Genomic DNA, 19,383 nt, shown 5'->3' on the forward strand with positions numbered 1-19,383 from the left:
CCGGGTTCCGGATGATCCGCCTTACTGCGCATAACTTGATCCCTCCTCATCAAGGATGGCCTTCAGCTCGGTCAGATGCCGTGCATCCTGCTCTGGGTAGGTTTCAAGCTCTTGCGCCGTCTTCTCGGCGATCTCGTCCGAAAGGAGGCGCAAGGGTTGGCCGGTTTGAAGGGCAAGGATGTAAGTCTGGCAGGCCCTCTCGAAATAGTAGAGCCGATTGAACGTATCCGCGACCGTGTCCCCGATCACCATCACGCCGTGATTGCCCATGATCATCACCTTCTTTTTGGGATCATCGAAAAGGCGCGCGCAGCGCTCTCCCTCTTCTTCGAAGGCCAGCCCGCCATAACTGTCGTCAACGACATAGCGATTGAAAAAGGTGCACGCGTTCTGATCGACGGGCGGAAGGCGGCTGTCGGCAAGGGCGGCAAGCGCGGTTGCATAGGGCGAATGCACGTGCATGGCACAGCGAGCATGCGAACAATGACGATGAAGCCCGCCGTGCAGTCCCCAAGCCGTGGGATCCGGTGCATCTGGTCCTTCGAGGGTCGAGGGATCGTTTGCATCAACCACTATAAGATCGCTGGCCTTGATGCGGGCGAAATGCATCTGGTTCGGGTTCATCAGGAACCGCGTGCCATCGTCGTTGATGGCGAGAGAGAAATGGTTTGCCACAGCCTCGTGCATGTTCAGCCGTGCCGTCCATCGGAATGCTGCGGCCAGATCCACTCTTTGAGGCCAGTGATCCAGGTTGGGTCGTTGCTCTGTCATCGGGTCCTCCTAGGCCAAGGTTGCCTGTCGTCTGTCTGATTGACCAACGAAAAAATCGGGGGCATTGCATAAGCTGAGCTAATGAAAAGGTTATGCAATTGGACCAGGGTTTGCCCCCGCTCGGCTGGCTGCGCGCGTTCGAGGCTGCGCCGCGCGCATCCGGATGTCAGACTGAACATCTCGACCGAGTTGTGGGAGCCCCGGTTGATGGCCGAGGGCGCGGAAGTGGAAATTCGATATGGGTTGCGGCCACCAGATGGCCTCCGGGCTGAATGTATCCACCGCGGGCACTACTACCCTGTTTGCGCGCCGGGTTATCGGGCCACGTTGGAAACACTTGCGGAACACCCGCTGTTTCACTGCACCAACCTTCTGGGCAACTGGTCCCAATGGGCGGAAGAGCAGGCGCTCGACTGGACTGACCCGCCTGTCACCTATGCCACGACATTTTCCGTCACGATGGCAATCGCCGCATCCGGGGGTGGCTTGGCGCTTGCGCATGATCTGATCGCCAAACATCTGATCGAAGAGGGGCGGCTGACCGCTCCGTTCGAATATCGCGCCCAGATGCCGGAAGCCTATTATCTGATCCTGTCGCCCGAGGGTGAGCAGTCAGAGCCGGCCCGGCGCTTCGTGTCCTGGCTGAAGGACGAGATGGCCGTTGACGATCAAAGAGCGGGTTGACCTAGGATTTGGGTCGTGACGGGACCCAGGCATAGCCATTTTTGCAAAGAATATAGGCTTCGCGCAGGCCATGTGGCTTGTCCGTCGGCTTCTGCAGGATCGTGGCGCCGACCGCCTTGGCCCGTTCGACCGCAACTTCGGGATCTGTGTCATAGAGGCGAAGCTCGATACCGGCGCCGCGTGGCGGTGTCTCTGGCAGAAGGCTGAGCAAGGGGTTTGCATGATACGTGCCGTCGCTGTGAAGCTGGAAGACTTGCGTGCCATAGCGCACGATGGCGAAGTCGGCGGTCACCTGATGGCAGGTCATGTCAAAAACGGTCGTCAGAAAGAGCGCCTGGCTTTTGACGTCCCGAACAAGAAGGTTCAAACCTAACCCGCTCAGCCCCCGGCCAAGTGCATCCGCATCAATGTTGTCATAGTCCATATGCTGGCTTGGCGGATGAGCCCGCAACTCGTCAAGTCAATCCGCATGGCGCTTGCCGGTCTCGTCGATCAACAGCGTGCCGTCTTCCTTGTAATACGGTCCCTCTGGCCAATGGGGCAACAGATCGAGAACCTTGCCTGACGGTCGGCAGAGGCGCACACCGGTCCTGCAGGCAACTATCGGTCGGTTCACCAGAACCGGATGATCAAGCATCGCGTCGAGCAGGTCGGCCTCCGGCACCTCTGGGTCCAGCAAACCCAACTCCTCCGCGGGGCTTTTGGTGGTGCGCAATGCCGACCTTGGGGTCAGGTTGGCGGCGGCAAAGAGGGCCTGAAGCTGGGGCCGGGTCCAGCCGGTTTCCAGATATTCCACCACCACAGGATCATAGCCAGCGTCGCGGATGATCTTCAGAACATTTCGAGATGTGCCACAGGCGGGGTTGTGATGAATGACGATGTCCATGCGCAAGGCTTGGCCATCTTTTGCGACAGTTTCAAGAACACGGGTCAACGGGACTTGCGCCCGGCCCGCGCTTTTGAACAATTGGGACATGGAACACGACCCTTTCCCGTCCTGGCCCGATATCGCCCCCCGTCTGATCGAAACCGCCTCTGGCCGTGCGCCGGCGGACCTTGTGTTTCGTCAAGGCATTTGGGTCAACGTGCACACCAGAGAGGCGTTGCCGGCTCACGACATCGCAGTGGTCGCAGGGCGGATCGCCACGATCGCACCGGATCTTTCACCTCTCATCGGCCCGGAAACCGAGGTCGTCGACGCCAAGGGCCGGTACATGATCCCGGGCCTCTGCGACGGGCACATGCATATCGAAAGCGGCATGCTTACCCCGGCGGAGTTTGCCCGGGCCGTGATCCCCCATGGTACGACCACGATGTTCACCGATCCGCACGAGATTGCCAATGTGCTGGGGCTCGACGGTGTGCGGATGATGCATGACGAAGCGCTGATGCAGCCGCTGAACATCTTCACGCAGATGCCCTCGTGCGCGCCGTCCGCGCCGGGACTGGAGACCACGGGATACGAGATCACGCCAGAGGATGTGGCCGAGGCGATGACATGGCCCGGTATCATCGGGCTAGGAGAGATGATGAATTTCCCAGGGGTCTCAAATGCCGATCCAAAGATGCTGGCGGAGATCGCGGCGACCCAGCGCGCAGGAAAGACGGTTGGTGGCCACTATGCCTCTCCCGATCTGGGCCCGGATTTCGCAGCCTATGTCGCGGGCGGACCCGCCGATGATCACGAGGGAACCTGCGAGGCCGATGCAATCGCAAGGGTTCGTTTGGGCATGCGGTCCATGATGCGCCTGGGCAGTGCCTGGTACGACGTGGAGGCGCAGATCAGCGCGGTCACCGAAAAAGGTCTGGATCCTCGTAACTTCATCCTCTGCACCGACGACTGCCATTCGGGCACGCTGGTGAATGACGGGCATATGAACCGGGTGGTGCGGCATGCCATCGCCTGTGGATGCGATCCGCTTGTCGCCTTGCAGATGGCCACATTGAACACCGCGACCCATTTCGGGCTGGAACGGGAGCTGGGGTCGTTGACCCCGGGCCGGCGGGCCGATCTGATCCTGACATCCGATCTGACGAGCCTCCCGATCGAGGCTGTCTGGGCGAGGGGCCAAAAGATCGCGGAGAACGGCAAGTGTCTGGTGGAGTGTCCGCATTACGACTGGCCGGGCAAGGCGCGCCAGACCGTTCACGTCAAGCAAGAGCTGTCCGCGATGGACTTTGCCGTTCCTGCGCCTTCAGGGGCGAATGCCGTGCGGGCCAATGTGATCGGCGTGGTGGAAAATCAGGCGCCGACCAAGGCTTTGCAGGCCGATCTGCCAATCCGCGAAGGATATGTCGAGCCGATTGAGGCGCCGGGTGACATTTGCCATATCTCTCTCGTCGAACGTCATCGCGCCACCGGGGAGGTGACCAACGCATTTGTTTCCGGGTTCGGGTATGAGGGTGCGATGGCCATGGCGTCCACCGTGGCCCATGACAGCCACCATATGATCGTGGTCGGCACGGATCGCGCGCAAATGGCGCTTGCCGCAAATCGCCTGCAGCAGGTGGGTGGGGGCGTGGTCATCTTTCGGGAGGGTAAGGAGTTGGCCCTGGTCGAGCTGCCGATTGCCGGGCTGATGTCGGATCGTCCCGCACACGAGGTTTCGGCCAAGGCCGACGCCATGGTCGCGGCGATGCAGGCCTGTGGATGTCAGCTTAACAACGCCTATATGCAGCACTCCCTTCTGGCCCTCGTGGTGATCCCTGAACTCCGCATTTCGGACAAGGGTCTTATCGACGTCCGTACCTTCCAAGAAATCCCAGTTTTCGAGCCCCTTTCATGACCCAAATTCATACGCCCGATCTTCCTGCCGCGACCGCATTCACCGATGCCAGCGCCGCAGTATCCAGACTATGCGCGCTCTACGACGCGTCTACCGAATTCCTGTGTTCCCGCTTCTCCGAAGCGCTTGAAAACGGGGCGCCCAACGCGCGGATCCGGGCCTTCTACCCTGAGATCCGCATCACCACCACAACCTATGCGCAGGTCGACAGTCGGCTCAGCTTTGGCCATGTCTCGGCCCCCGGCACCCATGCCGCGACGATCACCCGGCCTGATCTGTTCCGGAATTATCTGTGCCAGCAGATCGGTCTTTTGATCGAAAATCACGCGCAGCCGGTGACCATTGGGGCCTCAAAAACCCCGATGCCCATTCATTTTGCCGTATCGGTCGATGACAGCATCACCGTCCCGCAGGAAGGTGCTGCGGACTTTACGTTGCGCGATGTCTTCGACGTGCCCGATCTCAGCACGACCAACGATGATATCGTGAACGGTACATATCAGGCGGAGGATGGCACCGGACCCCTTGCGCCCTTCACGGCGCAGCGCGTTGACTATTCCCTTGCCCGGCTCAGCCATTATACCGCGACCGATCCGGCGCATTTTCAGAACCACGTTCTGTTTACCAACTATCAGTTCTACGTCGAGGAATTCGAGGCCTATGCCAGGGGAGCCCTTGCCGATCCCAGCAGCGGCTATACCGCTTTTGTGGCGACGGGAAACGAGATCATCACCGATGCCGAGGCGCCGCTGACCCCGCCGCTGAAACTGCCGCAAATGCCCACCTATCACCTCAAAAGACCGGATGGGTCCGGCATCACGCTGGTCAATATCGGTGTGGGGCCGTCAAACGCAAAGACGGCCACCGATCATATCGCGGTGCTGCGGCCTCATGCGTGGCTGATGGTTGGCCATTGTGCAGGCCTTCGCAACACTCAGGCGCTGGGCGATTATGTTCTGGCGCATGCTTACTTGCGCGAGGATCACGTGCTGGATGACGATCTTCCCGTCTGGGTGCCGATTCCCGCGCTTGCCGAAATCCAGATCGCGCTGGAGCAGGCGGTTGCCAACGTCACCGAATTGCAGGGCTATGACCTGAAACGGGTGATGCGCACAGGCACGGTTGCGACGATCGACAACCGAAACTGGGAATTGCGGGATCAATCCGGTCCTGTCCAGCGTCTCAGCCAATCGCGCGCGGTCGCGCTGGACATGGAAAGTGCCACGATCGCCGCCAATGGCTATCGCTTTCGCGTGCCCTATGGAACTTTGCTTTGCGTGTCTGATAAACCCTTGCACGGAGAGTTGAAATTGCCCGGCATGGCGTCTGATTTCTATAAGACGCAGGTCTCCCGGCACCTGCGGATCGGCATCCAGGCGATGGAGGCTTTGCGCGGCATGCCGCTTGAACGTCTCCACAGTCGAAAATTGCGCTCCTTTGACGAGACGGCATTCCTCTGACCAAGCAAAAATCAGCAAAAACCCCCATATTTTTGCTTGCAGAGCACCACTATTCGTTGTGTTGATGCACAATATTCCGTTACTATCTGCGGATGAGGCCCAAGACATCGGGCAGACGAAGGAGAAAAAAAGATGGCAAAACCCATGACCAAAACCCAACTCGTCGCCGCACTGGCCGAAGAAATGGGCACGGACAAGAAAGGCGCAAGCGCAGCGCTTGATGCAATGACCTCGCTGATCACCCGCGAAGTGGCAGCTGGCGGCGCGGTAACCCTGCCGGGCGTTGGCAAGATCTATTGCCGCGAACGCCCCGAGCGTATGGTTCGCAACCCGGCCACCGGTGAGCAGTTCAAGAAGGAAGCGGACAAGGTGGTCAAAATGACCATTGCCAAAGCGCTGAAGGACAGCGTGAACGGCTGAGCCTGTGCCGCACATGGCTTTCGCAAGGGTCGCTTAAAGGCGGCCCTTTTTTTGTTGGCCATGGTACTGTGACGGGTGTGCCAAGGCTCGACTTCTCACCATTCTGCGCGAGGTGAAGACATGACCGTTCCGATCCTTCTGATGGCGAAAATCCCGGTCCCGGATCTTGAGACGGTCCTGCCTTTCTATCGCGCCTTGATTGGCGGGTCTCCGCAATTCGAAGCGGTGGAGTATGGGTGGGTGCAACTGACCGATGATCTGGCGCTTTATGTGCCCGGCATGGGCGGCGGCGATGGCGTGTCGGGGCATGACACCGATTTTCATCTCGGCCATCCCGACCTCAAAGACCTTTTGGCGCGGCTGTCTCCGCTGTCAAAGGATGCAGCACTTCACGACAATGCGGACGGATCGCAAAGCCTTGAGGTGAGCGATCCCGCAGGTAACCGTTTGAAGATCATGGCGGTGCCGGCCTGACCTTTCCGGCCATCGCTTGCGCCGCTCCGGAATTTAAGAAATGGTCGCGGAGAGACGAAGACACCAGAAGGGGGCGGCATGGATATCCGTGCGATTTTCATGGGGCTTGCCTTTGCGTTGATGTGGTCGTCGGCGTTCAGTTCGGCGCGGATCATCGTCGCCGATGCAGCGCCCATTTATGCGCTTGCGGTTCGCTTCCTCATCTCTGGTCTGATCGGCGTTTTGATCGCGCTTTTCCTGGGGCAAAGCTGGCGCCTGACACCGGCGCAGTGGCGGGCAACGATCCTCTTTGGAATTTGCCAGAACGCGCTTTATCTGGGGTTCAACTTCGTGGCGATGCAGACGGTTCAGGCCTCTCTTGCCGCGATTGTGGCGTCCAGCTTGCCGCTGCTGGTCGCGTTGGCAGGCTGGCTGATCTTTCGCGAGCGTCTGCGCCCTCTGGCCATCGCCGGCCTGATCGCGGGTCTTTTCGGCGTTGTTCTGATCATGGGTGCGCGCCTTGAGGCTGGTGTGGATCTTTTTGGCCTTTTCCTCTGCGTTCTTGGCGTGATCGCGCTGACCTACGCCACGTTGGCCCTGCGTGGGGCGACCTCTGGCGGGAACTTCATGATGATCGTCGGTTTGCAGATGCTGGTGGGCAGCGCTGCGCTATTCCCCATGGCCGCTCTGCTGGAGGAGCCCTTTCTGCGCTATTCCCATGTCTGGGGGGCGGCGTTTGCCTACACAACGCTCGTCCCCGGTCTGGCCGCCACCTATGTCTGGGTGCGCCTCGTGGACCGGATCGGCGCTGTCAGGGCGGCGACGTTCCATTTCCTGAACCCCTTCTTCGGCGTGGCGATTGCCGCGCTCCTTCTGAACGAGGCCTTGGGCGCATTGGACGTTCTGGGTGTCGCCATCGTCACGGTGAGCATCCTTGCCGTGCAGCTGGCGCGACAGGGGCGCGCGTGAAACCTGTGGCGATCGCATCACATACTGGATCGGGCACGTGTTTTACTGCTGCAGGGTACGCGGATTAGGCTATCTAGGTCAGGCAACCGACCGTGAGAGAGACGTTTATGGATCGTCGCCAGTTTCTGACTTTTTCCGCTGCTGCCAGTCTGTTTCCGCTTGCGGCCCAGGCTGCCTATCACGCCACGCCCTATCGAACGGGCCTGTTGATGGAGATGCGTGAGACCGGAAACGCCTTCATCCTGAATTTCAACGCGTCATGGTCCCTGACCAGCCAGATCAAGCGGGATACCATCGGTGCGCTGAAGGCAAACAATCCTCAATACAGCTCTTACATCACGTTCATCGATATCGACTGGGACACATACGGCCCGTCGCAGATGGCCCAGCGGCTCAAGATCCAGCGGCATTCCACGCTGATCGCCCTGCAAGGCAAGGGAGAGATTGGTCGGCTGGAAGCTGAAATAGACGAACGTCGTATCAAGGCATTCCTCGACAAAACGCTGGAGGCCGCGCGGGCGAGTTGATCGGGTCAACCGGACTGGTCTAGGCTTCACGATCAGATCCGATTGCAGCCCACGGCATGACCCAAACACCAAAACGCTACGCCTTTCTGCTTTTGCCAGGTTACTCGCAGCTTGGCTTTGCCTGCGCGGTCGAGGCCTTGTCGCTCGCGAACCGCCATCCGTCTGGCCAGGCCTATTACCAATGGCGTCTGATTGGCGAAACGGGCATGCCCGTGCCTGCCTATAACGGTGTGACCGCAGCGGTCGAGGCTGCCTTGCCATCTCTTGAGCGGGACGAAGTTATCGTGGTCTGCGCGGGGGAGGATGCAGGCAACGTCAGCAGCCCGAACGTCCTCAACTGGTTGCGGAAGGAAACGCGCAAGGGGATGGATTTCGGCGCATTGTCGCGCGGCAGCTATACCCTTGCCCTTGCTGGTCTTATCGACGGCAAACGGGTCACCACACATTGGGAATATCACAATGCCCTGTCCGAGTTGCTGCCTGACGTGATCGTCGAAAGCGGTATTTTCGCCGTGGATGGGCGGGTTTTCACATGTGCTGGGGGTGCGGCCTCCATGGATCTGATGTTGCACCGTGTCCATGCTGAGTACGGCATCGAACTGGCAACCTGGGTCGCCGACCAGATGGTCTATACCGCGCCCCGGGCCGAGCATCATGGGCAAAGGCTCTCGTTACGGGTGTCGGGAGAGCCCCGGCACGCCAAGCTGTCATTGGCGCTTCAGGTCATGCAAAACAATATCGAGGATCCGCTGAGCCCGGATGAGATCGCGGCGGTGGTCTCTTTGTCCACCAGACAGCTGGAACGTCTCTTTGCGCGCTACATGGCAACATCGCCCAAGCGTCACTACCTGCGCATGCGGCTGGAAAAGGCCCGGCATCTCTTGCGTCAGACCGATATGTCGGTGACCGAAATCTGCCTGTCCTGCGGTTTCAACTCGGCCTCTCACTTCTCGAAAAGCTACCCAAAAGCCTTTGGTGTGTCGCCCAGTCTGGATGCGGCAGGGCAGGAGTTTGTGTGGGCCGGCGGCTGATCCGAACGCTGCGAATCCAGCGGTCTGCCGAAGATGAAAACACTCTGTCCCGAATATGAACAGTAGATGAATGTCGAGTGAAGGTGGCGTAAATTAGATATTAATATCAATATTTTAGCTTAAATCTCTTGTCTGTTGGCCTAGGTATTGGTGCACGCGGCGATCTTCAGCAAGCGCAGGGAACGCCGCACCTGAATGTGAAACAACATCGGTTCATAACCCGCGCCAGAAAAAAGGTGACCGCAATGAAGTACTTCAAGTGCCTGAAACCAAACCTAGACCCAAAGCCCTTCCTGGATGAAATCGCCTCCATCGACGGTGCTTGGGACATGTCCACCGGACGGCAAGACAAGATCAAGGTGCAGCGCGAAGCCAAGGCTATTCCGATCCGGGGTCTGCGCAAATCGGCGATTGGCGATCGCGCCCGCCGCGACGTGCACGAAAGCCGCTGGACCACGGGATCGCAACCCTTCGTCAAGGTTCGCGAATTTCTCGAGCAGTTCGCGGAAGAGCAAGACTCCATTCTTGGCCGGGCCAAGATCGTCGCTCTGCCTGCCGGAAAACGCGTCTATCCGCATATCGACCGGGGCGATTATTATCGCGTGCGCAACCGCTATCACTTCGTGCTGAGATCGACGGACGGGTCCTGGATGAAAGCCGGTGATGAAGAGGTCCGCATGAAGGAAGGGGAACTCTGGTGGTTTGATAACGACCAGATGCACGAAGCGATGAATGACGGCGATCAGGATCGCATTCACATCATCTTTGACATGTTGCCCGCACATCGCGCCGAAGAAGTGTTCGGCACTGCGGCCTGACCCATTAAAAGGACGACCCTTATGTCGAGCAGTTTTGGCTCGCTTCAGGATGCGGCGCGCGGCTACAAGATCACGCGCCGCCCAGCCAACGGACCTTACGGGCTGGAGAGCTGGCTGGTGATCCCCGATCATCTGGATCCCGAAGCGGTCCCGCATATCGCGGTTCATGGAATACAGCGACGTGCCAGCCAACAGGCGGAGTTGCTGGCGGAACGGGCCACACAGATGGGCCGTATCGTCATCGCTCCGCTTTTTGACAAGCAGCGCTGGCCCAAATACCAGCGCGTTGTCATCGGAAAACGCGCCGATCTGGCGCTGTTGCGCCTCATTTCCGCTCTCAAACAGGACGGACTTTGGTCCTCAAAACGATTTGAAATCTCGGGCTTCTCGGGTGGCGCACAATTCGCACACCGGTTTGCGATGCTCTATCCCAATCTGATTTCCCGCCTGATCACCTGTTCGGCGGGCTGGTACACATTTCCGGACGACGCAACCTATCCCTATGGCCTTTCGCCAAGCCGCAGCCTGCCTGGCGGCCTGTCCGATCATCTGGAGGCCTTTCTGAGCCTGCCGATCGATGTCTGTGTGGGGGATGAGGATTGCGTTCCCACGTCCTTCACCCGCAGCGGTCCCGAAATCGACGCGCAACAGGGGCGCCACCGGCTGGCCCGCGCAGCCCGTTGGGCCGGCGCGCTGCGCCAGATCGGTCGCGCCCGTGGGCTGGAAACGCTGATCGACTTTCACGCCCTGCCGGATTGCGGGCATCAATTTGCCACCTGTGTCACACGCGGCGGTTTGGACCGGATTCTTCTGGCCGACGCGCCGTCCGCGCTTGCACAAGGTCCAGCCTTGCCGCGCCCGGGTTATGTCGTCTCTGCCTAGTATAACAGGGGGCCGCCGGCTCCGCGGCATTGCCCTTGTGGTGCTTTTCGCGCTGGGGCAGGCGGCTGCGGCCGGGCTGGCGGCTTTTGCCACCCGTGATGTCTTTGCGGCCTTTCGCGATCTGTCACCGGACCTGCCGTTACTTGCGCTTGGTGTAGTCGCGGCTTCGGGGCTGATGATCGCAGCGTTGCGATATGCCGAGCGTGTGGTGGCCGAGGGGGTCGGGCAGGATTTCGCGGCGGCGCTGCGTCTGACGCTTTTCCGGCACATGGCCCGCGTGTCGGCACGGGATCTGCAAGCCATGCGCAGCGGCGCCCTTTCGCTCCGTTTCGTGGGCGACCTCGCCGCAGTTCGGGGCTGGGTCAGTCTGGGACTGTCCCGCATGATCTCGGCCTTGGTGGTTCTGCCGGCAGCAACCGCAGCGCTTTTCCTGTTGAACCCGAACCTTGGTTTTGCGGCGGCTGTCCCTATCGGCCTGGGGCTGATCACGCTGACCTTGCTGGGCCCACGTCTTGGCCCTGCGCATCGACGCCTCAGGAACCGACGAGCGAGCCTGGCCGCTGATATGAGCGAACGCATTCCGCACGCACCTGAGCTGCGCCTGCTGGGGCGGATCAAGATTGAGACGGATCATCTGAGCGCGCGGACCGAAAAGCTGATCGAGGCCGCTTTGGAACGCGCCCGGGGCGCGGCGATCCTCCGGACCATCCCCGATGCGGTTTCCGGGATAGCAGCGGCCTCCTTGTTCCTCGTGGCGCTCAGCACCGGCGCGCCGGGCGCCGAGGCGGCGGGTGCGCTGGCCGCGGTGGGCCTGATGATCCAGCCGATGCGGGATCTGGCCGGGGTCTGGGACCGCCATCGCGCCTGGTGCGTGGCGCGTGATAAATGCGCCCGCCTGTTGCGTCTGCCAAAGACAACCGGCGTTGCCCGGACCGAAAAGCAAAAGCTGGCCGACACCCCTCCAAAACTCTCGTTTCGCGATGTCTCCGCCGGTGCCCTCTCTGGCATCGATGTCGTCGCCGCGCCGGGCCGGAAAATCGCAATTGTCGGTCCGAATGGCGCTGGCAAGTCCACATTGTTGTCTCTTGCCGCGGGCCTTGAAAAGCCGCGCGAGGGGAATGTGACCATCGGCGACCGCAAGGCAACCACCCTGACCGCGACCGAGCGGCGCCGGCTGATCGCGTTCGTTGGCACACGCTCCCCCATTCTGTCTGGAAGTTTGCGGCGCGCCCTGACCATGGGGATCGAAGAGAAACCGGCGGATGAGGCAATCTTGTCGCAAGCCTCGGTCTATGGGCTGGACGCGGTTCTGGAGCGTATTGGGGGCCTTGACGGAAAGGTATCCGAGGCCGGGCGCAACCTCTCCGCTGGTGAGATCCGGCGGGTTTTGCTGACGCGCGCAGCGCTGTCCCGGCCGCGTCTTCTTTTGCTTGATGAACCCGATGACGCCCTGGATCAGGATGGTGCGCGGCTGGTCGAAAACCTGGTATTCGGCACCGGCGCGACAACGCTGCTGATTACCCACGACATGGATATTGCCGCCATGATGGACGAGATCTGGGTGATCGAGCAGGGGGGGCTTGCGCTGCGGACAACGCCCGATGCAGCCGGTACGCTTGCGCGCCGGTTCAATTCAAGTAGGCTTCAATCGCCCGCGTGATCTGCCGTGAATCGGGCTTTACCGACGAGCCCCAGGTCTCTGCCACGCTGCCATCGGGCGCGATCAGCACCTTGTTGAAATTCCAGCGCGGAACAAACCCCGTCTCTGCGCGGACCTGGCGATAGAAATCATGCGCTTTTGACCCTTTCACATGCGTGATATCCGTCATCGGCATGTCGAGCCCGTAATTGAGATCGCAGAACTCTTTAACCTCTGCGGCGCTGGCCAGCTCTTGATTGAAGTCGTCCGACGGGATGGCAAGCACCACGAGGCCGGCATCGCGATATCTGTCCCAAACGGTCTGAAGGGCTGCATATTGAGGGGTGAAGCCACATTGCGAGGCCGTGTTGACGACCAGGACCGGCTGCCCGCGCCACGCCTCGACCGACAGGGTTCCGCCATCAATCGACGGAAACGTGCCACTGATGCCTTTGGCCAAACCAGCCTGAGCTGACAAAATCAACACTGCGGCAAACAAAAATCGGATCATCATAACACCTCCCTCGAACTTTCTGTTTTACGTTCCGCCCCGCGGCGCGGATCACCCTTTCAATTTTCGGCCCATGCCCCATCTATGAGCTTAACATAACCGTGGGGAGGATAGTTTGACCCGATACACCAAGAACCCCGACGTGATCTCTGCTTTGTCTGCGGAGGAATTTTATGTCACCCAACAAAGCGGGACAGAGCGACCCGGCACCGGAAAACTCCTTTATAACAAGGAGCCCGGTATCTACGTGGACATTGTGTCTGGCGAACCGCTCTTTGCGTCGGCTGACAAATACGAAAGCGGCTGTGGCTGGCCGAGTTTCACCAAACCAATCGAACCTGCCCATATTCAGGAACTGGTGGACCGCTCGCTGGGCATGGTGCGGACCGAAGTCCGATCTACCCATGGTGACAGCCATCTGGGCCACGTATTCCCGGATGGGCCAACGGATCGCGGTGGACTTCGGTATTGCATAAATTCAGCCTCGTTAAGGTTCATCCATCGCGATGACATGGAGGCGGAAGGCTATGGTGCCTATCTTGATCAGGTGGAGGATGCAGCATGAGTGATCGCGCGGTACTTGCAGGAGGGTGTTTCTGGGGGATGCAGGATCTCATCCGCAAACTCCCCGGTGTCGAGACGACCCGCGTTGGCTATACCGGTGGTGATGTGCCAAACGCGACCTATCGAAACCACGGCACCCATGCCGAGGGGATCGAGATTATCTATGATCCCGCCAAAATCACGTTTCGGCAATTGCTGGAGTTCTTCTTTCAGATCCACGACCCGACCACGCTGAACCGGCAAGGCAACGATGTCGGCCTCAGCTACCGGTCGGCCATTTACTATGTCGACGAAGCGCAGAAGAACGTGGCCCTAGATACGATTGCCGATGTGAATGCTTCGGGTATCTGGCCGGGCCGCGTCGTCACCGAAGTGGAACCCGTTGGCGATTTCTGGGAGGCCGAGCCGGAGCATCAGGACTATCTAGAACGCTTTCCGAACGGCTATACCTGCCATTTCCCGCGGCCCGACTGGATCCTTCCAAAACGTGCCGCCGAGTAGTCGGTAGACGCCCCCGGGAACCTTTTTGGGCTTCGGTGGTTAATTCTCCAAGGCAACACAGAGCTATGTTGAAGGAGAAAGACCATGTTGGGTTGGGCCGTTACATTTCTGATCATTGCCCTGATCGCCGCGCTTCTTGGCTTTGGCGGTATCGCAGGTGCATCCGCCGGGATAGCGCAGATCCTGTTTGTGATCTTCCTGGTGCTGTTCGTCGTCGCAATGATTGCGCGCGCTGTCCGAGGAAGACCTCCGGTCTAAGGCGAAAGGTCAAAGAGCCGGGCATTGTAGCGCGGCTTTTTCACGTCCGATGAGCGCGCCAAATCTGATCGCTTAGAAATCAACTCCGCGCTGCGCCTTGATGCCGGCGGCATAGGGGTGTTTAACCTCCGTCATTTCGCTGACAAGATCGGCATAGTCGCACAGCTCCGGCTTGGCGTCACGACCCGTCAGAATGACGCTTGTCCGATCAGAGCGCGCCTTGAGACCGTCCAGGACCGTTTCGGTGCTAAGGTAATCATACCGCATCGCGATGTTGATTTCGTCGAGCACGACAAGATCAAAGTCGCCGCTCTCCATCATTTCGCAGGCCTTTGCAAAAGCCGCTTCTGCTGCAGCGATGTCCCGGTCGCGGTCTTGGGTGTCCCAAGTGAAGCCTTCGCCCATCGTGTGCCATGTCACGCCGCCCAGCCGTTCGAAAAACTGCCGTTCGCCGGTGATCCAGTTCCCCTTTATGAATTGAACCACGCCCACGCTTTGCTTCCATCCCAAGGCCCGGATGACCACGCCGAAGGCAGAGGACGACTTGCCCTTGCCTTTCCCTGTATGCACCAGCACAAGTCCTCTGCCGGGGTCCTCAGCCTTTGCAACCTTGGCCCGGTGTTTGGCCTGCTGCGCTTTCATCTTTTCCTTGTGGCTTTCGGTCTCCGACATGTCCTACCTCCTGCTCCGGTTCGCGCAGACTAGCGGAGCGGCGTGCGGCGTCTACCCCTTGGGATCGGTGACCGACCGTGCCCGTCCCCGTTCAAGGCCAAGTTGACGTTCGCGCCAGATCACGAGGATGTTGCCAGCGACCACAAGACCCGCCCCGATCAACATCACCGCCGTTGGCAATTCCGAAAACCACACATACCCGATCAGGATCGCGAAAATCATGGAGGCGTAATCGTATGGGGCCAGCATCGAAGCCGGGCCATAGCGATATGACGCCGTCACAAGGATCTGCGCGACCCCGCCCAGCAGACCCGCCCCGATCAGCAAAAGCAGCGTTGAAGCATCCGGCGTGATCCAGCCGAAGGGAAGCGTGAGCAGGGAGATCAGGGATGCCGTGGCGGAGAAATAGAAGACGATGGCGGCCGTGTGGTCCGTCTGGACCAGTTTCCGGATCTGGATCTGCACAACAGAGCGCGCCAGCGTCGCAAGAAGGATCAGGATAGCGCCCAATGTCGCGGTGTCCTGAAGGTCGCTGCCCAGGCGTGGCCAAAGCATGATCAAGACACCGACAAGGCCCAGCCCGACGGCGGTGATGCGCACTGCCCGAATGCGCTCACCAAGCGTGAAAGCGGCCAGGATGACAGTAAAGATCGGCGTGGCATAGCCAATCGCGGTGACCTCTGGCAAAGGCAAAAGCCCCAGGCCCGCAAAGGTCAGGCCCATGGCTGACGTGCCCACGATGCCGCGCAGGACGTGGCCCATCGGGTTCCTGACCGTAAAGCCGGTGCGTAACTCGCCCCGCAGGGCGATCCATACCACGATCACGGGAATGGCAAAGAACGACCGGAAGAACACGGCTTGCCCCGGTGGAACGGTATCTGCAGTCGCCTTGATCAGCGCGGCCATCACCATGAAGAGAAACACGGCGCTGAGTTTCAGACCGATGGCAAGGCCTGGTCTGTGCGATGTTAACGATTGCGCCATGGCGCGACCCTGCTCCGTTGGCGCGGAAAGATCAACGCTCGATATGTATGGATGTGGCAGGGGTACATTTGCTGTTTTCCCACCTGCCCAAGCTGTCAACCTGCCTTCTTCGGATCCTGCATTCCCAGATTTACAGGTTAAAAGAGGGGCTTGATTTCAAGAGGTTGTGACGGAAAGGTCTGACTGGGAGAGGAGGCAGAAAGCATGAGGATATTGTTTTGCGCGTCCGCGGCGCGCTGCCGTCTAAGCCAGCGTTGAGCCGATAGATGTTAAACATGAGGGATGACATCGTTCTCTGGCGTCGGTTGGATGTACCCGGCCATGATGCCTGCCGGATCAGCAAATCCGAAACAGGATGGTCCTTGTCGGGGACAGCGCTTTTCCTGGAAGGTCGGGACGTCGCGCGGTTGGACTACAGGGTGCAATGCGACGCATTATGGCGAAGTCTGTCGGCGCAGGTACGCGGGTGGGCTGGTGATCGGGACATCCAGATCCAGCTTGCGCGGATAGAAGATCAATGGTCGTTGAACGGCACGTGGCTTTCCGGGCTTGATGGTGTCGAGGATATCGATCTGGGCTTCACCCCGGCGACAAACACATCGGCGATCCGGCGGATGCAGCTTGGCCTGGGCGCAAGGGCCGATACGGTTGCGGCGTGGCTTGATACCTCAGATTGGCACATCAAACCTCTCGCCCAGGGCTATACGCGCCTGTCGGATCACCTTTATCGCTATCGTTCGCCGGAACACGATTATGAATCGGACCTGCAGATCAACGAGGCCGGTCTGGTTACGTCATATCCGGAGCTCTGGAAGATGGAGCGAACAGGTTAGGTCGTTAGTCGCCGCAGCGCGCAGCGGCATCCTCAAGCGCGGCGGTAAAGCCAAGCAGGGAAAACTTGTCCTGCGTTTGTGTCCCGCGGGAGGATCGGGCGGTGAGCACTGCTTCCGCGCCCCGCTTCATGGCGGTGATGATTCTTGCATCGTCCGCCTCGCTCGCCGGCCAGGCCCATTCGCCTTCGGTAAAGAGTTCAAACTCTGTTCCGCCGATATTCATGTTGACGGTCGAGCCGCTTGCAAAGGGATAGCCGCCGGTAAAGGTGACCTGGCCTTTCACATTGGCGCCGGGTCGATAAAAGACAAACAGAAGGATGTCGCCCCGACGAACGGCAACAACGCGGCCGTCGCGAGTATTGACTGTTTCCTTGGGGGCCGACACGCTCCAGCATTCTGTCGGTTCATCTTCGACAAAAACGCTCCAATCCGTCTTTGCAGCAACGCGATTGGTGCTCTGCTCTTGCGCGGCAAGGCTGGTCGCTACCATGCCCATCATACAAAACCCACCCAAAACACGGGCGACCGTCGATCCCATTTTGCAGCCTCCAGACTGTCCTTGACCTCAATCTCAATTCGGACGGCACGTGACCTTTTCAGCCATCTGCGGAAATCCGCCCATTGCATCTCGACACAAGCACAGTAGCTTAGCTTGCGCCATGAACGAAAGGGTGATTGGCGGGAAATTGCCAAGAAAAAGAGGCCCTCAGTGACCCAAGCCGCTCCATTGGTCGAAATCTGGCGCGCGGAGTTCGTGGAGAGCGTGCACTTCGGTCACGTCGTGATCTGCGATGCGAGCGGGCAGGTGGTCGATGTGTGGGGCGACCCGGACGCGTTCATCTATCCCCGCAGCTCGGCGAAGATGATCCAGGCCCTGCCGCTGGTCGAGAGCGGAGCCGCCGATCGTGCAGGTCTGACCAGCGAACACCTGGCGCTGGCATGTGCGTCACATCAGGGTGCGCCCATGCATGTGGATCGTGTGACGGCCTGGCTCGCCGATCTGGGTCTGGCCGACGCAGATCTGAAATGCGGACCGCAGATGCCGCGAGATCCGAGGGACAGCCATTCGCTTATCTGTTCGGACACCGCGCCATGCCGCTATCACAACAATTGTTCCGGCAAACATACGGGCTTTCTGACCCTCGCCCGGCATTTGAACGCCAACCTGAACTATGTCGATATCGAGCATCCGGTGCAGTCTGCCTGTCTTGAAGCCTTCGAGCGGGTTACGGGACTGACAAGCCCGGGCTACGGAATCGACGGCTGCTCCGCGCCAAACTTCCAGACGACGGTTTACGGCCTGGCCCGCGCAATGGCGCATTTCGCGGCCGCTCCGGAAGGTAGCGCGGAAGAGAAGCTGCGCACTGCGATGATCCGGCATCCAGAACTGGTGGCCGGTGAGGGACGTGCCTGCACCGGGCTGATGCGCGCCGTCGCAGGGAAGGCTGCGCTCAAAACCGGGGCGGAGGGGGTTTTTGTGGGCATTCTGCCTGAACAAAAGCTGGGTATTGCGCTAAAAATCGCCGATGGCGCGACCCGGGCGAGTGAATGTGTGATCACGGCAATCCTGGCGCGCCTCGGCGTTCTGGACCCGCGGCATCCGGAAGCGCTCAAACGCCGCAATGCGCCGATTCTGAACTGGGCGGGCGAGCAAACAGGATGGATCAAGTCGGTGATCTAGGCGCGAACTGGCACGAATTCGGTCTTCGCATATCCCTGAACATAAAGAAGCGCGGTCAGATCCCCGTGATTGATGCGGATATCGCATTCAGCGGCAACCGAAGGCTTTGCATGAAGCGCCACACCGGTTCCGGCCCGGTGGAGCATACCCAGATCGTTCGCTCCGTCACCGACCGCGATTACATCGGTCTCACTGAACCCAAGCCGCGCGGTGATGTCTTCCATCGCCTCGACCTTGGCCGCACGACCGAGGATCGGTCGCGCAACGTCTCCGGTCAGCTTGCCGTCTTTCTCAAGCAAGGTGTTGGCGCGGTTTTCATCAAATCCAAGTGCTGCGGCCACGGCGCTGGTAAAAGCGGTGAACCCGCCGGATACGAGGGCCGCATAGGCACCGTTTGCCTTCATCGTGGCAATCAGAGTCGCGCCTCCGGGCATATGGGAAATACGCTCTGACAGGACCTTGTCGATAACCTGCACATCCAGCCCGGCCAAAAGACGCACGCGCTCGACAAGCGCGCCCTCGAAATCCAACTCGCCGTTCATAGCCCGTGCGGTGATGTCTTTTACCCGCTCTCCAACGCCTGCTTCGTCGGCGAGTTCGTCGATGCATTCCTGCTGGATCACGGTGCTGTCCATATCTGCAAGAAGCATCCGTTTCCGCCGACCGCCCTCATCCTGCACAGCCAGATCGACATGGAGGTTCTGCAGATTGGCCCAGACATCCCACAAATTGCCGGGTCGGTGTGAAAGACGGAATTCAGCTGCTTCATCCGGGGCGAGCCAAACCACGGCATCGCCACCCCAGGCATTGCGCAGAGATTCAACAAGGGTTGGATCAAGGGAAGATTTCCCCGGGGCGGTGAGAAGCGTGGCAACGAGCATGTGTGGGGTGTTTCCGATGAGAGACGCGAATGTCGCAAAACGTGGCTTAACCGGCGCT

At 59.8% G+C, this 19,383-nt stretch carries 24 protein-coding genes; 16 read left to right on the forward strand and 8 right to left on the reverse strand.

From position 1 onward, the window contains the following. Positions 1 to 21: 21 nt before the first annotated feature. Positions 22 to 771, reverse strand: coding sequence for a class II aldolase and adducin N-terminal domain-containing protein (locus tag CFI11_RS00825; RefSeq protein WP_130402124.1), 750 nt, complete (start codon positions 769 to 771; stop codon positions 22 to 24). Between the two features lie 81 nt (positions 772 to 852). On the opposite strand from CFI11_RS00825, the gene CFI11_RS00830 reads away from it, so the two are divergent. After that, entirely contained in the window at positions 853 to 1,455 is a 603-nt protein-coding gene (locus CFI11_RS00830) for a LysR substrate-binding domain-containing protein (protein ID WP_130402126.1), read from the forward strand. 1 nt (position 1,456) lies between these two features. Here the strand turns inward: CFI11_RS00830 and CFI11_RS00835 are convergent, their stop codons facing one another. Together CFI11_RS00835 and arsC are read right to left on the reverse strand one after the other, a co-directional pair. Next, positions 1,457 to 1,879 (reverse strand): VOC family protein, encoded by a 423-nt coding sequence (locus CFI11_RS00835; protein WP_130402128.1) that lies wholly within the window; start codon positions 1,877 to 1,879, stop codon positions 1,457 to 1,459. A 36-nt stretch (positions 1,880 to 1,915) separates the two neighbouring features. Further along, positions 1,916 to 2,341: an arsenate reductase (glutaredoxin) gene (gene arsC, locus CFI11_RS00840; RefSeq protein WP_130409887.1), complete on the reverse strand. Its 426-nt coding sequence runs from the start codon at positions 2,339 to 2,341 to the stop codon at positions 1,916 to 1,918. 88 nt (positions 2,342 to 2,429) lie between these two features. On the opposite strand from arsC, the gene ade reads away from it, so the two are divergent. From ade to CFI11_RS00890, 10 genes are all read left to right on the forward strand, one after another. Then, the gene (gene ade, locus CFI11_RS00845) at positions 2,430 to 4,241 is read left to right on the forward strand and encodes an adenine deaminase (RefSeq protein ID WP_130402130.1); all 1,812 of its coding nucleotides are present in this window, start codon (positions 2,430 to 2,432) and stop codon (positions 4,239 to 4,241) included. Next, positions 4,238 to 5,701 (forward strand): AMP nucleosidase, encoded by a 1,464-nt coding sequence (locus CFI11_RS00850; RefSeq protein ID WP_130402132.1) that lies wholly within the window; start codon positions 4,238 to 4,240, stop codon positions 5,699 to 5,701. The genes ade and CFI11_RS00850 overlap by 4 nt, the downstream gene beginning before the upstream one ends. A gap of 132 nt (positions 5,702 to 5,833) precedes the next feature. Further along, entirely contained in the window at positions 5,834 to 6,121 is a 288-nt protein-coding gene (locus CFI11_RS00855; protein ID WP_130402134.1) for an HU family DNA-binding protein, read from the forward strand. 120 nt (positions 6,122 to 6,241) lie between these two features. After that, entirely contained in the window at positions 6,242 to 6,595 is a 354-nt protein-coding gene (locus CFI11_RS00860; RefSeq protein WP_130402136.1) for a VOC family protein, read from the forward strand. Positions 6,596 to 6,673: 78 nt separating this feature from the next. Next, positions 6,674 to 7,543: a DMT family transporter gene (locus CFI11_RS00865; protein ID WP_130402138.1), complete on the forward strand. Its 870-nt coding sequence runs from the start codon at positions 6,674 to 6,676 to the stop codon at positions 7,541 to 7,543. 107 nt (positions 7,544 to 7,650) lie between these two features. Then, positions 7,651 to 8,070 carry a thioredoxin gene (locus tag CFI11_RS00870; RefSeq protein ID WP_130402140.1) on the forward strand — a complete coding sequence of 140 codons (420 nt, stop codon included), beginning with the start codon at positions 7,651 to 7,653 and terminating at the stop codon, positions 8,068 to 8,070. A gap of 56 nt (positions 8,071 to 8,126) precedes the next feature. Next, the gene (locus CFI11_RS00875) at positions 8,127 to 9,101 is read left to right on the forward strand and encodes a GlxA family transcriptional regulator (protein WP_130402142.1); all 975 of its coding nucleotides are present in this window, start codon (positions 8,127 to 8,129) and stop codon (positions 9,099 to 9,101) included. Between the two features lie 245 nt (positions 9,102 to 9,346). Continuing rightward, complete coding sequence (locus CFI11_RS00880; RefSeq protein WP_130402144.1) at positions 9,347 to 9,919, forward strand: aspartyl/asparaginyl beta-hydroxylase domain-containing protein; 573 nt, start codon at positions 9,347 to 9,349, stop codon at positions 9,917 to 9,919. Positions 9,920 to 9,940: 21 nt separating this feature from the next. Continuing rightward, on the forward strand, positions 9,941 to 10,801 hold the full coding sequence (locus tag CFI11_RS00885) for a hypothetical protein (RefSeq protein WP_130402146.1): 861 nt from the start codon (positions 9,941 to 9,943) through the stop codon (positions 10,799 to 10,801). Continuing rightward, the gene (locus CFI11_RS00890; RefSeq protein ID WP_130402148.1) at positions 10,785 to 12,461 is read left to right on the forward strand and encodes an ABC transporter ATP-binding protein; all 1,677 of its coding nucleotides are present in this window, start codon (positions 10,785 to 10,787) and stop codon (positions 12,459 to 12,461) included. Before CFI11_RS00885 ends, CFI11_RS00890 begins: the two co-directional genes overlap by 17 nt. On the opposite strand, the gene CFI11_RS00895 is transcribed toward CFI11_RS00890, so the two are convergent. After that, positions 12,430 to 12,951, reverse strand: coding sequence for a glutathione peroxidase (locus CFI11_RS00895; protein WP_130402150.1), 522 nt, complete (start codon positions 12,949 to 12,951; stop codon positions 12,430 to 12,432). The two genes, CFI11_RS00890 and CFI11_RS00895, sit on opposite strands and share 32 nt — an antisense overlap. A 115-nt stretch (positions 12,952 to 13,066) precedes the next feature. Between CFI11_RS00895 and msrB the strand changes: the two genes are divergently transcribed. From msrB to CFI11_RS00910, 3 genes are all read left to right on the forward strand, one after another. Then, positions 13,067 to 13,516, forward strand: a complete 450-nt coding sequence (gene msrB / locus CFI11_RS00900; RefSeq protein ID WP_130402152.1) for a peptide-methionine (R)-S-oxide reductase MsrB — start codon at positions 13,067 to 13,069, stop codon at positions 13,514 to 13,516. Next, positions 13,513 to 14,016, forward strand: a complete 504-nt coding sequence (gene msrA, locus CFI11_RS00905) for a peptide-methionine (S)-S-oxide reductase MsrA (RefSeq protein WP_130402154.1) — start codon at positions 13,513 to 13,515, stop codon at positions 14,014 to 14,016. The genes msrB and msrA overlap by 4 nt, the downstream gene beginning before the upstream one ends. 84 nt (positions 14,017 to 14,100) lie before the next feature. Continuing rightward, positions 14,101 to 14,274: a DUF1328 domain-containing protein gene (locus CFI11_RS00910; protein ID WP_130402156.1), complete on the forward strand. Its 174-nt coding sequence runs from the start codon at positions 14,101 to 14,103 to the stop codon at positions 14,272 to 14,274. Positions 14,275 to 14,346: 72 nt separating this feature from the next. Here CFI11_RS00910 and cobO read toward each other — a convergent pair whose 3' ends face one another. Next, positions 14,347 to 14,946 (reverse strand): cob(I)yrinic acid a,c-diamide adenosyltransferase, encoded by a 600-nt coding sequence (gene cobO, locus CFI11_RS00915; RefSeq protein WP_130402158.1) that lies wholly within the window; start codon positions 14,944 to 14,946, stop codon positions 14,347 to 14,349. 51 nt (positions 14,947 to 14,997) lie between these two features. Continuing rightward, on the reverse strand, positions 14,998 to 15,930 hold the full coding sequence (locus tag CFI11_RS00920) for a DMT family transporter (RefSeq protein ID WP_130402160.1): 933 nt from the start codon (positions 15,928 to 15,930) through the stop codon (positions 14,998 to 15,000). Between the two features lie 275 nt (positions 15,931 to 16,205). Between CFI11_RS00920 and CFI11_RS00925 the strand changes: the two genes are divergently transcribed. Next, a complete protein-coding gene (locus CFI11_RS00925) occupies positions 16,206 to 16,763 on the forward strand; it encodes a putative glycolipid-binding domain-containing protein (protein ID WP_165390155.1) in 558 nt (185 codons plus the stop codon). Between the two features lie 4 nt (positions 16,764 to 16,767). On the opposite strand, the gene CFI11_RS00930 is transcribed toward CFI11_RS00925, so the two are convergent. Next, the gene (locus CFI11_RS00930; protein ID WP_130402164.1) at positions 16,768 to 17,301 is read right to left on the reverse strand and encodes an invasion associated locus B family protein; all 534 of its coding nucleotides are present in this window, start codon (positions 17,299 to 17,301) and stop codon (positions 16,768 to 16,770) included. A 171-nt stretch (positions 17,302 to 17,472) separates the two neighbouring features. Here CFI11_RS00930 and CFI11_RS00935 point away from each other — a divergent pair, with 171 nt between their 5' ends. Beyond that, positions 17,473 to 18,444, forward strand: a complete 972-nt coding sequence (locus CFI11_RS00935) for an asparaginase (protein ID WP_130402166.1) — start codon at positions 17,473 to 17,475, stop codon at positions 18,442 to 18,444. Here the strand turns inward: CFI11_RS00935 and serB are convergent. Beyond that, a complete protein-coding gene (gene serB, locus CFI11_RS00940; protein ID WP_130402168.1) occupies positions 18,441 to 19,325 on the reverse strand; it encodes a phosphoserine phosphatase SerB in 885 nt (294 codons plus the stop codon). The two genes, CFI11_RS00935 and serB, sit on opposite strands and share 4 nt — an antisense overlap. Positions 19,326 to 19,383: the final 58 nt, after the last annotated feature.

Origin of the sequence: Thalassococcus sp. S3 (assembly GCF_004216475.1) — a bacterium.
GTDB lineage: Bacteria > Pseudomonadota > Alphaproteobacteria > Rhodobacterales > Rhodobacteraceae.